Annotated in this window: 7 protein-coding genes and 1 pseudogene; 2 read left to right on the top strand and 6 right to left on the bottom strand. The window is 60.4% G+C overall.

What is annotated here, in order from left to right; all coding sequences use genetic code 11:
- From ACILSQ_RS13065 to ACILSQ_RS13040, 6 genes and pseudogenes are all read right to left on the bottom strand, one after another.
- Positions 1–644, bottom strand: a pseudogene (locus ACILSQ_RS13065) (type II/IV secretion system protein); the annotation flags it as partial.
- A gap of 88 nt (positions 645–732) precedes the next feature.
- Positions 733–3,189, bottom strand: coding sequence for a secretin N-terminal domain-containing protein (locus tag ACILSQ_RS13060; RefSeq protein ID WP_395744076.1), 2,457 nt, complete (start codon positions 3,187–3,189; stop codon positions 733–735).
- Positions 3,186–3,782 (bottom strand): hypothetical protein, encoded by a 597-nt coding sequence (locus ACILSQ_RS13055; RefSeq protein WP_395744075.1) that lies wholly within the window; start codon positions 3,780–3,782, stop codon positions 3,186–3,188. The genes ACILSQ_RS13060 and ACILSQ_RS13055 overlap by 4 nt, the downstream gene beginning before the upstream one ends.
- Positions 3,783–3,934: 152 nt before the next feature.
- A complete protein-coding gene (locus ACILSQ_RS13050) occupies positions 3,935–4,489 on the bottom strand; it encodes a GspMb/PilO family protein (RefSeq protein ID WP_395744074.1) in 555 nt (184 codons plus the stop codon).
- On the bottom strand, positions 4,476–5,684 hold the full coding sequence (locus ACILSQ_RS13045) for a hypothetical protein (protein WP_395744073.1): 1,209 nt from the start codon (positions 5,682–5,684) through the stop codon (positions 4,476–4,478). Before ACILSQ_RS13045 ends, ACILSQ_RS13050 begins: the two co-directional genes overlap by 14 nt.
- An 11-nt stretch (positions 5,685–5,695) precedes the next feature.
- The gene (locus ACILSQ_RS13040; protein ID WP_395744072.1) at positions 5,696–6,583 is read right to left on the bottom strand and encodes a general secretion pathway protein GspK; all 888 of its coding nucleotides are present in this window, start codon (positions 6,581–6,583) and stop codon (positions 5,696–5,698) included.
- Between the two features lie 1,308 nt (positions 6,584–7,891).
- On the opposite strand from ACILSQ_RS13040, the gene ACILSQ_RS13035 reads away from it, so the two are divergent.
- Together ACILSQ_RS13035 and ACILSQ_RS13030 are read left to right on the top strand one after the other, a co-directional pair.
- Positions 7,892–12,427 carry a beta strand repeat-containing protein gene (locus tag ACILSQ_RS13035; RefSeq protein ID WP_395744071.1) on the top strand — a complete coding sequence of 1,512 codons (4,536 nt, stop codon included), beginning with the start codon at positions 7,892–7,894 and terminating at the stop codon, positions 12,425–12,427.
- Between the two features lie 113 nt (positions 12,428–12,540).
- Positions 12,541–13,614: a fibronectin type III domain-containing protein gene (locus tag ACILSQ_RS13030; RefSeq protein ID WP_395744070.1), complete on the top strand. Its 1,074-nt coding sequence runs from the start codon at positions 12,541–12,543 to the stop codon at positions 13,612–13,614.
- Positions 13,615–13,638 lie beyond the last annotated feature (24 nt).

Raw genomic sequence — 13,638 nt, 5'->3', positions numbered from 1 at the left:
TGTGAGAGGGCTTCGCGGATGATCTGGTTGACGAATTTGACGACGGAGGCGTCCTGGTCTTCGTCGCTGTCGATGACGCTGGCTTCGTCGCGGAGGTGGGAGTCGTCGGTGCTGCCGCCGCCGGCGGCGATGAGGGCGTCGAAGGTGTCTGCGCCGACGCCGTAGAGCTGCTGGATGGAGCTGAGGAGTTCGGTGCGGGGGGTGAGGCACCACTCGACGGGGAGTTCTGATTGCCGGGCGACGGCCTGGCGGGCCAGGAGGTCGCAGGGGTCGTGGCAGGCGAGCCTGAGGGTGCGTTTCTGGGGAGCTGAAGTTGAACCTTCTACCACGTTCTGGTGGGACGTGGTGGCGACGCGGCCGTGGCCGAAGCCGAGGGGGAGGAGCTGGTGGCGGACGGCGAAGCGTGCGGGGATGAGGCGGCGGAGCTCGGCGCTGTCGTGGGCTTCGGGCTTGGGGGTTTCGACCCAGGGCCAGCCGAGGCTTTCGGCGAGGTGACGGGAGAAGAGGCGCTCGTCGGCAGCACCGCTTTCAATGAGGGCGAGGACGGGGGAGATGCCGCCGGCGGCGGCGGTGTCGAGAGCGGCCTGCAGATCGGCGTCTGCCACTCCGGCGGCATGGGCGCTGGAATGGAGGAGGGTGGGCATGGGCAAATTTATGATTTATGATTTATGATTTGCCGGGGGAGCGGGGGCAGAGGGGAGGGTGTGTGACGAATGAGGGTGCCACCCGGCATTATTCTTTTGGTTTGCCAAACCAGCCCTTCATTTTGCTGAAGAGTCCCTTTTTAGGTTCTGCAGCGACAGCCGGCGGCGGTGGCAGAAGGGCATTGGGCTGGTTTTCGCGAACGGGCGTCGCACGTGGGACGATTTCCTCCGGCATGCCGGCGAAGCGTTCAGTCTGGTCGAAACTGCTGCTGTAGTCGCCGATCTTCGCCTGTTCGAACATGTGGGATTCGGAGTCGGGGAGGATGCGGGGCTGCACGAAGATCATCATCTCGCGCCGTTCCTTTTTGCTGTTGGTGCTGCCGAAGAGGTGCTTGAGAACGGGAATGCGAACGAGAAAGGGCAGGCCGCTCTTGTTGTTGGTGTCACGCTCGGTGATGAGGCCGCCAAGCATGGCGGTGGCCTGATCAGGAACAATGAGGCTGTTGTGCATGCCCTGCTCGGAGATGTTGGGGACCTGGTTGCCGCTGATGGTGCTGAAGCCGGAGACGTCATTGTTCTGCTGCTTGAACTCGAGCATGACCTCGTTGTCGTTGAAAATATGGGCCGTGATGTCGAGCTGCAGGCGAACGGGGATGTACTGTGTGTTGGAGGTGAAACCGCCGCCGACCACGCCGCTGGTGTAGCTCTGCCCGGCGATGGCGATCTGCTGGCCGATGTAGATGCTGGCGGACTGATGGTTCAACGCGGTGATGGTGGGCTTCTGCAGGACATGAAAGCGCTGGGTGCTTTCGAGTGTCTGAAGGAAGACGTTGAGGTTCTTGTTGATCTGACCGTAAGCAGTGAGACCGGCGAGGGCGGCCGGATTGCCGGCGCCAAGGAAACCGGCAATGTCCTTTAAATTGGCGGGGTTGGCAAAGGCGGTGCCCTGGGTGTTGAGGACACCGCCGACCAGGCCGTTGTCCCCCACTTTTTTGAGCGACTGAATCCAGTCGAGACCGAAGTTGAAGTTATTGCCGAGTGTGAACTCGCCAATGATGGCGGAGAGAAGGATCTGGCGCGGACGCACATCCATTTCATCCGCGAGCTCCTCAAGCGCCTTGATCTGATCGGGCGGGCCGGTGGCGATGAACTTGGAGGAGGCGGTGTCAGCGATGACAAAGGTGCTGCCGATGAGCACGCTGACGGGCTTTTTGGTGACCTCCAATGGTGTGATACTGCCCGCGCCGAAGGTGCTGGCGGCTGAGCCAATGCCGCCGGCCGTGCCGCCGCCCATTCCGGAACTGCCGCCGAATCCAGAGCCTCCGAAACCACTGTTGCCACCGAAGTTGCTGACCGGCGTGGTCGGGGTGGCGGAGGTGTTTTGCTGGGGAAGACTGCTGGTGACTTTAGTCTGAGAGGTGCGCTGGAGGGCTTTTTCCGCCAGGCCCAGGAAGACGGTAAGGTCGAGGTATTTGAGCCGGCGGGAATAATACCGCGAGGCGTGGGATGGAGCATCCAGATCCGCGATAAAACTGTCGATGCGCCGCATGTCCACCGGGCGGGCGACGATGATGAGGCTGTTGGTGCGCTCCACGGCCTCAATGACGGGCTGAAAGGCCTCTGGTGTGGCACTGGCGCCACCGCCCATGCTGGCCGAAACTGAAGAGGCTGGCGAGGATCCCGTCGCACCTGGCGGCCTGGCGGCGCCTGCAGGCTTGGCAGTGGCAGGACGATTGCCGGAATCTTTGCCCACGCCCAGCAGACTGTTGAGCTGATCAACCACCTGGGCGGCCTCGGCACGTTCAAGCCTGACTGTTTTGTGAATGGTTTCCATGGGAGGGGCATCCACCTGCCGGGCGAGATCGAGGTAGGCGCGGATGGTCTGAGAGGCCTCGGTGATGATCAGGGACTGGCCGTTGGCGACGGCGAGGATCTTGCCGTATGGATGGAGAGGAATGAGCTGCTGAAAGGCGGTGGAGGCCTCTTCAGCCTGCAGATAGTTGAGCTGAATGACGTGAGTGACGACCTGGTCGTTGGTGGGAAGATCCTCCGCACGCAGCACGAGCGGCACGCCCTGGGAGGAGGGACTGGTGCCCTGCTCCGCAGCGACGAGCTTGAAGAGATTTTCGCCGCTGGGAACCAGCGCATAACCATGCATGAGCAGCCCCTTTTCGATGATGGTGCGGTACTCTTCGTCGCTGAACTCCCCGGGGACTTCGATGGTCACCGTGGCGTTTTCCAGGCCGCGGTCTTTGAGCACGCGGCGTCCGGTGACCCGAAAATATTCACCCAGGACCTCCGAGAGGGGCGTGGCGGTGAAACCGATGATGTTTTTGCCGGAGGAAGGCTGTGCTGAGCCGGGCGACGGGGCCGGAGGAGGCAGGGGTGCAGGCGAAGGAGCGGTGGTCCGCGGGGGCAGAGCAGGGGCATTCAGCCCAGGACGGTTCCGAGGCGGCAGGGAAGGAGCGTTCTGGGCCGCCAGAAAATCCGGGACGAGGCAGAAGACGGCGGAGCAGAGGACGGCGAGTTGATAGAACGATTTCATGGAGACAGCGGGACGGGGGATGACGGAGAAAGAGCGGCGGCATTGCGCACTGGCACAGTCAACCGATTGCGTACGGGCATCTGAGGGGGGCCGCCTGCATTGGCCGCCTGGGAAACCATGGGCGGTGAAGCGGGCGGACGGGGAGGCCCTCCCGCCTCACGCGGGCCTGAGGGGGCCGTGGAGCCTGGCTGGTCTGAAGGAAACTGACCATTCTGCGCGGTGACCGCAGGAGCTCCTTTGACGGGTGGAGTGGAGGCAGGCGGAGTTTTTTGCTGAGGCCCTGACGGCTGGCGCGTCTGCGACGGGTTGGTGGACGGCTTTGCCATTTCGGAGGCGGCCATCTGCTTCATGTAGGCGTCATTGTAGCGGATGGAGGCTGTTTCGGAGCCCAGCGTCACTTCCACCACGAGATCCTTGCGGCCAGCGCCGGATTTCACACTGGTGAGCTTCATGCCATTGGCAGCCGGCTGGCCCTGCCTGAGGCGGGTGCGCTCATTGGTCTTGGTATTGACGATGACGATGGTGGGATCCGCGGAGTCGCCATAGTAGGTGCCGATGGCAAGGTCCCTGGCAAAGGAGATGGTTTCGGCCACGGGGGGGGGCGCCGTTTTCAAAGTGAAGGGATTCTTGTCCCAGCCGGCCTCGTAACGATGCACGTCATGGGCCTGAGGGGGCTGAAAGCCGCCCGTTTCCTGTGCGCATGTGGAAACCGCCGACATAAGCAGAAAGAGCCATGGCGCAGATCTCATGAGCCACCCACCTCCCTGGCTGCTCCCTGCGCCGTGACCGGCGCGTGAAGCTGGCTGATATGAACGACAGCGACGACTTCTGCGGGATTTGCAGCGTCGGGGGTGATTTTCATCTGGGAGACCACGCGGAAGGCCGAGGGGTCGAGAAGGCCATGCATCCAGCGGAAGACCGAAGGGAGCGTACCTCTGACGGTCAGGGTGACGCCGACTTCGCGGTAATACGCGGCCGTCACAGGCTCGTGCAACTGCTTCTTCTGCACGGTCAGTTCCTGAGCGGCCGCGGCGGCCAGCAGTGTTTCGAGCAGGTCTTCACTGGCCTGATTTTCGCTGGTCATTGCGGGCTGCGCGCCTTGCAGCCAGTCGAGGCGCTGCTTCCAGAGCTCCGCCTCAGCCAGCATGGCCCGGCCTTCGATCTGCTGGAGCTGGAGCACCTGCTCACGCCGCTCAACCGCACGCTGCTGCTGCAGCAGGCGCTGTGAAAGAACGGCGGCGCCGCAGAGGGCGGCGAGCACGCCCAAAATGAGGAGCAGCCTGCGTTCACTCGCCTTCATGTGCCGTACCTCCCGTCAAAGTTCCTTCAGCGCGGAATTCGGCGCGATTGTCGTCACGAATGACGGGAACCGGGAAATTCCATTCATAACGCTGGAGCGGCCTGCAGGCGGCGAGCTGACCTTTGAAGGCAAGCGCGTGGTTCACGGTGGTGGCTTCGCCGCTGACAATGAGCCTGCCACCATTGATCTGAAACTCCTTGAGCCGGATGCCTTCCTCGGGCAGCAGCGAGACGACCTGGTGAAAGAGCTCAACGGGATACAAATCGGGATTGATCGCGGCCTCCATTTCCTGCCAGCGGTTTTGTGCTTCACGAACCAGATCGATCTCCGGCTGTGAATTCCCCATGGCGACATCCGCCTGGTTCAGTCGTGATTCGCGCCACTGCAGGCGAAGCCACCACGAGCCAAAAAAGCAAAAATAGACCAGCGCCGCGGCCGCCAAGATCAGAAGCTGGCCGTGGCGGCGCTTCTGCTGCTGCCGCAGCAGAGCGACCTGGAGAGGCAGGAGGCCGCCGGCCGCGGCGGGGGGACGGGGATCCGGACGCGTTTCTTTAACCACTGAGGCATCCTGAAAGAGGCAGGCAAGCTGCGGGACGAAGTCTGTCTCGCAGCGAGTCCATATGTGGATGGAGGCGACATCGGCGGAGAGAATGAAGCCATGAGCCTGCAGCGCGGTGAACAAGTCCCACACCTCAAAGGCTGCATCAACATCCAAAGAGCGGGCAGTCAGCACGGCCACATGCAGGAGCTTTGCCTCACGAGTGAACGCCACCACCTGGCGGCCCAGCTCCCTCCACACGGCGATGCCCTGGGGGGGCAAGGGGAGCAAGCGGGTGCTGGGCTCAAACTGGCCGTGGACGCCCTGCTCCCAGCCGGAAAACTCGCCTGCCAGGGCCATAGTGCCGATGAGCATCTGCCTGCCCCGACGCAGCAGCGGCCAGTGCAGCCACAAACACGAACCGTCTGCATTGTTCATGCCAAGCCCCTCCCAGCGCAGCGCCACGGCCTGGCCAGCCGGCTCTTCATGGTTCAATGACCAGAAGGACGCGCAGTCAAAGGAGATGGCCTCCACCGCCGTCAGACCGGCCTGGAGGGAGCCCTCGACGAGCGTCCAGACGCCATCAGGGCCACAGGCCCAGGTCTCGCGAGCTTCCTCCCCCGGGAAGCTGAGGGCCTGCTGCGATGAACGATGCAACGAGATAAAGCTCAAAGCTGCCGCCCTCCTCTCACGGGAAACTCGCTCCATTCGGCGATGACGGGCATGCCGCCGTTCTTGTGGACTATGACCGAGATGCCGCAACGTGCATCTCCCGCGGTGCCAATGCTTTCGATGCGGAGAGTGGGCCCCTGAAGGGTCAGCAAGGGGATGATGTCCGCAGCCTGCGAGCCAGCGATGCCAAGGAGGGCAACGGCTTCATCCAAACTCTGCAGCGGCAGGTCATCCTCCGTCTGCTGGAGACCATCCGGTCCAATGCGTTTCTGAACGAGCTGGACGGCGTTTTCCAGCGAGGCGCCCGTGGCTGCGGCGAGAACTTCGGCCGAGGCCATGTTCACATCGAGCTGACCGCTGCCGCGAAGGGTGAAGTAAGAACGCCAGTCCGGCCTCACTGCGTAGATTTCCTCCACCCGCGCAATGAGATCGACCTCATTGAGGCTGCCAAACTTGCGATTGAGGGGCCGGTCCGAAAAGCCAAGCTGATCGTAGTCAAACTTTTCGGCGCTGTCGGGACGGCGCTTCAGGTCATCTGCGTCTGTCCAGTCCATCAGGATGGCGGTGAGGGCCTGGGCATCCGCAGGCAACATGCCCCAAGATTTGAGCATGCGCTCCAGCACGGGCAGACGCTCCTCAGTCAGAAGCAGGTTTAAGTTCATCCGGCTTTCCTCCGTGCTGAGAATGACCTCAAAGCGTTCCATCTGGGAGAGACTGCGTCTGAGCAAGGGATCCCCCGCAGTGACCTGGGGATGCGCGGCGACGGCGACGCCCATTTCGGCAAGCTGGCGTGCGCGCATCATGCCGTAGCGGGCCTCCTGCATGAGAGCATGCTGCTGAGAGAGGGCGACGGTGGTGATCACCAGAAAGGACAAGACTGCCACCATGCAGAGGACGGCCAGCAACACCGAGCCCGGGCAAGGAGAATGGCGGTTATGGATTTTGCCAAGCATCAGCAATAAAGATTAATCTTATTTTTATGGATGAAGGCTTTAAACCTTCGTGGGGAGCGCGGCAAAAAACTAAGGAAACAAGTCTTTGTGTCTGAGTGAGTTAAAATCAAAAAAGCGGCATTCGGACTAACGCGGATACTAGTGAAGCCAGCGTGGCTACGCAATCATCAAATGAATTGTTCGAAAAAAAACTTGAAGTACTAGGCGTTCATTCCTAAATCTTGTACTGATCAAAGACGGCGACATTTTTATGTGGCCGAACCACCAACCTAGAGTGAAGAGGCAATTTGCTTCCTGTGCGGGAGGAAATTGTTTATCCATAGAAAGAAAAATCAGGAAAATAGACGTATGAACCGATCATCTACCTGCCTCCGCCTGCTCCTGCTCCTATTCACCTTGGCCCTTGGGCAACTCGCCGCGTTTGGGCAGTATTATCCGCCGGCGGTGTCGGTTTCGGATATTTACGGGAGCGGGAGTGGGACTCTCCTTTCCCCCTTAGGGACTTCTGGAGCCTACGCAGGGGGCTTCTACCGTGCGTATAGCTATGAATATTGGCAAGATAATGGATATTGGGACTATAGTAGTTATGGTCATTACGAATACCAGGACCAGGGCTACTGGGACACTTCACCAGGACACGTGGATGAGGAGGGGAACTGGGTGTCAGACCCGCCAGTCTGGATTTCCAATCCGGTGTATGTTTACGTCCCCGATCCCACGTGGATACCAAACGAAACGCTGGTTACATACACGGGAAGTTCTTACGTTTCGGTGAGCCTTTATATCGACGTCAGCGGGACAGTTAGCATGTCGGCAACTGATGACTACACAGCCAGCACTACATCAACCTCAGGCAACTATGACTTTGGCAGCGGAGCATTCTCCTTGATCGCTGCCAGCGCTGTGGATGCCTATGGAAGTCCCTGGACGCCGCCGCCGCCACCACCCAATTATGCGAGTTATGGCCCCCCGTCGGTGTGGGTGAAGGGAACCTGCTATGCCTGGTCGTATACAAGCTTTAATGATCCCTATCTTAGCGGAGGAATTGATTACTATTCGGATGGGGCCGGTCATTACGTGAGTTTTTCGAGCGCGGATGGAAGTGTGACAGTGACCAGCCCGGACGGGAGCACATACAGCGGGACCGCCACGAATGGGATATTCGAGAACACGGGCGGTGTTGACGTGAGAGCTGCAGACAGCAGCGGGAATTATCTGACGGGGACGGCCCCTAGTGACATGCCGCCGGCCATCCGAGTGAATGGAAGCTTGGTGCTTTGGAAATACCTGGGCCAGGGGACCACGCTGCATCATTACGCCGGGGACCTGACGGACCAGAGGCTGACCCTTGATCCGTCGTCGGGCGCAGTTTCGATCTACGGCGACGACACCAGCGGACTTTACAGACAAAAAGTCATATGGACCTCGGCGGGGGGGAGCGATGTCAGGGCCGTCGAACTGGACGGGAGTCTCCAGCAAAATGACCAGTCACCTTCGTGGGGGCCCGCCAGTGTTTTGGTTAATCAAGCGGTGTGGCGATATGTCGGCACCTGGGATGGGACGAGCAATCCTTTCTCCTCCCCTCCCGCAATCGGAGACCATTATCTGGGCAGCAACGCCGGCCAGCGGCTGGTAGTAGATGCGTCTGGGAATGCGACTGTTTTCGGCGGGGAAAATCCGGTCACCGGCACCTATGCGCCGCAGTCCGAGCAAGAAGGTGCGCCCAAAATCTTCACAGTGGAGGGGTATACCATTTACCCGGGGGATTCCAACGGGGCCTATTTCAAATACCAGCCCTCGGTGGGCCCGCCCGCGGTATGGGTGAATGGTACCACGTTCGCCTTTTCCAACTCGAAGGAAAATGAGGCGCAACCCGGGGTATGGGTGGACGCCTACGCGGACGGCAACGGTAATTTTGTCTCCGTGGCGGCCAGCGGGGTGATCTCCATTCAGGCGGACGGCACGTCGAACTGGTCGGGCTATTATGTGGCGGCCGACAGCGAACTGGGGGACGGCGGTATTTTCGTGGTGGTCAACGGCAGTCCCCGGTATGATGTGCGGGCGTCCAACGGAGTGTCGATTTTGCCAGCGCAGGGCGCGCCGCTGAGCGGCCATCCGAGCGTGGTGAAAGTGGATGGTGAGGCCTGGAGCTTCGGAGGCAGCACGCCGGCTGATGCCACGAATGCCGCAACCGACTATTATTTTGGCGCTTCCGCAGGGAAGCGGCTTTGGATTGATGCGACGGGTGCGGTGAGCTTTACCAACACGGCGAATGCAACCATTCTGGCAGGCATGGGGAAACTTGTGGGCTCGGTTTTTGTGATGCCCAGCTATGACCTGCGAGCCTGCACGATTGGTGGCATGCCTGTGGCTCCAGTCGGCACGCCGCAATGGGGACCGGCGGCGCTGGCAGTGGAAGGCACGGTTTGGAATTTTATCGGCACTGTGGCGGATGACTCGCTGCCAATGCACGCGGATTATTACGCGGGCATGAATGCGGGGCAGGTGATCAGTGTGAACAGCGACCTGCAGGTGGCGGGGGCGCACCCGGGCGTGTTTCACGACGGTGTGTTTGTGACAACGGATGGATCCGACCTGCGCGCGCTGGACTCCACGGGGGCGCAGGTGCCACCGGTGGGAACGCCGGCCAACGGCTACCCTTTGAGCCTGCGCATTGGCGGGCTGCACTGGAACTTCATGGGCAGCTATGACGGCAAGGATTATTATGCCGCGGCGCTCGGAGGCCAGCGGCTGAGCATTGATGCGAGCGGGGCGGTGGTTTATTCGGACCATGTGCACAATGTGAGCAATGCGACGGGCACGTATGCGGATGGGAGCTATACAGAGACGAGCGGCGGCACGAGCTTCAATGCCGGCACGATTGGCAATGACCTGGACATTTTGGGCAATGTGGTGAGCTTTGGTTCGCTGCAGGGAAATGCGCAGACGGCAGGAGTGACGCTGCAGTTCATGGATGACGGGACGATCGCGATGCTGCAAAACGCGCTGGGGCGCCCGCAGGCACGATGGAGCTGGAACCGAGCGGCAACCGATGGCGGGTCCACCGCGCTGCCGGTGATGCAACTGGATGAACAAGGACGGCTCAACCTGTATGACCCGGCCACCGCCGCGACTCCGCAGGTGGCGCCGACGATCAGCCTGGCGCCGGGGGTGCAGACGGGAGTGCAAGTGTCCAAGCTGCCGAAGCTGGAGCTGAGCAACCAGGCGCTGGACACGGACAACAGCGTGGTGACCAAAACTCTGGGTGACGAACGCTATCTGCGGAATTCGGGGGCGAACCAAAGCCTGGCGCTCACCACTGGCATCAATGTGAACACGGGCAGCAGTGGCAGCACCAACACGGTGCCGGTGAATGCGGCGGCGATCGGCCAGAATCTGCAGGCGAGCAGCGGCCAGGTGGTGGTGGGGCGGAACAATGCCGCGGCGAGCAACGAGGTCTTTGTGGTGGGTGCGGGCAGCTCCCCCGAGCAGACGAAGAACGCGCTGTCTGTCTCTGACAGCGGGGATACGACGGTGGCAGGGAATCTTGTGGTGACTGGAGACACGACGATGGCGGATGCGACGGTGAGCGGTACGCTGACGGTGGCTGGAAATGCGGTGCTTACGCAGGGGACAGGCACGGCGGCGTATCTGACATCTGGAGAACTGGCCGGCACGTATTTGAAGACGGCCGATGCTGCGGGGCTCTACCTCACCCCTGCGGCGGCGGCGGGCCAGTATCTTCCCATTGGTGCTGATACAGTATCCATCGGGACGGACAGCAGCGTCGGGGCGAAAAGCATTGGCATCGGTGAAGGCGCCAAGGCGGGTGACTATGCGGTGTCGCTGGGTTCTCTGGCGGGAAATAATGGCTATCTCGCTTCCGGCACCTTCTCCATCTCCGTGGGAAGACAGGCAAGATCGCCTGGAGGCAAGTCCATCGGCATCGGGATGGGGACATGGGCGGAGGGTGAAAACTCCGTCGCAATGGGATACGGAAGCACCACACGGACGCTCGAGAGCATTGCCATCGGTGAAGGCACGGAGGCCAACCAGATCGGGCAGATCGTGCTGGGCGCATTTAATGAGCTGACAGTCCAAAAGAGTGAACGCTCTGCGGACGACAGTATCTTTGTGATTGGCAATGGCACCGACTTCGAGGCCCGGAGCAATGCGTTTGTCATCAAGCGCAACGGGGACGTGGATGTGAGCGGCACGCTTAAAGTAGGTGGGCAGACGGTGCTCACGCAAGGCAGCGGCACGGGGGCTTATCTGACCTCGGGGCAAATGGACGGAGTGTATCTGAAGACGGCGGATGCCGCCAGCCAGTACCTCACATCCACTGCGGCAGCCGGCCAGTACCTGCCGGTGACGGCCACCACGGTGGCGATCGGTGGAGCAGACACCGTGGTGGGCACGTATGGCATCGGCATGGGGCTGGGGGTGCATGCTGCAGAGAATGCGGTGTCGATCGGCTCCTTCGCTGGAAACAATGGTGGTTTGGAGAATCCTTCGCCGTTTTCGGGGGCGGGGTCGGTGGCGATTGGAATGAAAGCTCTTGCTAGTGGTGAGAAGTCCATCACTCTCGGTAACTGGACATTTGCTGACGGTCAGAGCTCCATTGCCCTGGGTTATAACAGCGTGACGCGCCAGCACGGAGGCGTTGCGATTGGCGAGGGCACAGAGTCAACTCAGGTGGGCCAGGTGGTGATCGGCGCGTTCAATGTGAGGACCGATGGCTCAAGCACGCCGGCGGACGGAGACAGCCTCTTCATCTTGGGCAACGGCACTGCGGACAACGCACGGAGCAATGCGTTTGTCATCAAGCGCAACGGGGATACGGCCGTCAGTGGAACGCTTACTGTCGGGGGCAGTCCGGTGCTGACGCAATCTGCCGCTGCTTCTACGTATGCCACCTCTTCAGCGGTGAGCAGTCAGTTCGCCGCCTTGAACACGCAGCTCACCACGGCTTATGTGAACAAGTCGGCCGATTCTTTGGCCATGGGAACCAATGCCACCGCCGCCGACATGGGCTTTGCCATCGGATATCAATCTGTCGCCGGAGATCACGCCGTGAGCATTGGCACGTGGGCTGGCAGCAATGGTGACGCCGCTTCGGGACCGAGCTCCATCTCTCTGGGATCATCCGCGCACGGTTTCGGGTCGAACTCCATTTCATTGGGCAGCTACAACTGGGCGGCGGGAGAAAACACGGTGTCCATCGGTGCGGGAAGTTATGCCAGTTCGGTGAACAGCATCGCCATCGGGCGCAGCGTGACCACGGACCGCTGGGGGCAGGTGGTTATCGGAGCTTTCAACGTCTTCACAACAAACTACACCAACACGCCGCAGCCCACAGACCAGATTTTCGTCGTTGGCAACGGCACGGCGGATGACGCACGGAGCAATGCTTTTGTCATCAAGCGCAACGGGGATGTGGATGTCAGCGGAGAGCTTACCATAAACAGCCAGCCTGCTGCGACTCAAGCAGACGTGGACCAAAAAATGCAGACGGAGCGCACGACTTCAGACGCCGCCTATTACCGTGTCAGCCAGCCGCTGGTGGTTCCCAATGAAACCACGCTGAACGGCGTGCTGACAGCGGCCCAGGCTTCCAGGTTTAAGGCGAGCTTTGTGGTGGAAGGGAACACGGACCCAGCAGACAACACCCAACGAACGGTGATCGCGAAGCCTGGGCAGGAGGTTCTTGTGCCTGAGCAGGGAGACATCAGCATGGGCGAATTTCGCAACGGCAGCCTTCCCATTTCTCAGTAACCGGCGGAGGGCAGACTGGCGAAGCTTATCCAAGATGTGCTGATCCTGACATCTTGGATGACTTGGACGGGCACGGGCACAATCAGACATAACCATCAATCCAAAGTTGCACGATGAACAAGCTTGTTGTTATCAGGGTAACCGCGTCAGAGGCCGCCGTGGCAGCCTGGACTGACCTGCGGGTGATGATGGTTCTGGGCTGCTTTGCAGCGGCTGTAGTGCTGACTCATGCGGCAGCGCCGGACTGGTGGAGTTCACGGGGGCTGGTCAAATCCAACGGGAGCGCCAATGACTATGCCGTGGCAAACCAGGGACAGTTGAAGAACATGGTGAGGGCGGCCTGTGATGAACTGGTGGCGAAGGGATACATTGACACATCGCATCCAATTTATCTGCAGGTGCAGAGCTGGCGGACAAACAGCACTAATGCGAAAGACTATTCCCCGGTGAATCTGGGACAGTTGAAGGCGGTGGCGAAGCCGATTTATGATGTCTTGAAGGCGAAAGACTCGTCGATCAGCTACCCTTGGTCGCCCGCGACCACGGACGACAAGGACTATGGGGTGGCGAACGTGGGGCAGCTCAAAAATGTTTTTGGGTTCAACATTCCTGAACTTCTTCAAGCTCCTGCGAATCTGAGTGCCGGAAGCATCATGCCCAACTCGGTGGTTCTCACCTGGCAAGACACCAATACTGTGGAGGATGGATATCGCATAGACCGTTCCACGAACAATGTAACGTTTGCTCCTGTGACAACTACGACGGCGAATCAAAATACGTTCTCCGACACCGGGCTGGCGCAAAACTCCGACTACTACTATAAGGTCGTGGCCGTTCGGGCCACCGCAGCCTCGCCACCCTCCAACGTGGTTCATGTGAAGACGTTATTGGACAGTGATCATGATGGTATTCCTGACGACTGGGAGATCGCGCATGGACTGAATCCCAATAATGCCAGCGATGCCGGTCTGTCCTTGAGCCGCGATGGACTGACAGCACTCGACAACTACCTGCGATGGATGGCGGGCAACCAGTACGGGATCGACCCGCAGCACTGGGACCTGGACCCCAATGGCGACGAGGACCACGACGGTGTACTCAACTTCAAAGATGCCAATCCCATGAGCCCGGCCGTTGGACAGCTGAACATCACCATCACAAGCCCTGCCGGCGGCACAAGCTTCTAAAGTGTCCCATCATTCTCTTTCCCT

The sequence above is a fragment of the Prosthecobacter sp. genome (genome assembly GCF_044227185.1).
GTDB lineage: Bacteria > Verrucomicrobiota > Verrucomicrobiia > Verrucomicrobiales > Verrucomicrobiaceae > Prosthecobacter.
This window is presented reverse-complemented; position numbering and strand designations above follow the sequence as displayed.

Coding starts and splice junctions, on each gene's coding strand:
- ACILSQ_RS13060 (WP_395744076.1), bottom strand. CDS start 3,189: ATGAAATCGTTCTATCAACTCGCCGTCCTCTGCTCCGCCGTCTTCTGC.
- ACILSQ_RS13050 (WP_395744074.1), bottom strand. CDS start 4,489: ATGAAGGCGAGTGAACGCAGGCTGCTCCTCATTTTGGGCGTGCTCGCC.
- ACILSQ_RS13035 (WP_395744071.1), top strand. CDS start 7,892: ATGCCGCCGGCCATCCGAGTGAATGGAAGCTTGGTGCTTTGGAAATAC.
- ACILSQ_RS13030 (WP_395744070.1), top strand. CDS start 12,541: ATGAACAAGCTTGTTGTTATCAGGGTAACCGCGTCAGAGGCCGCCGTG.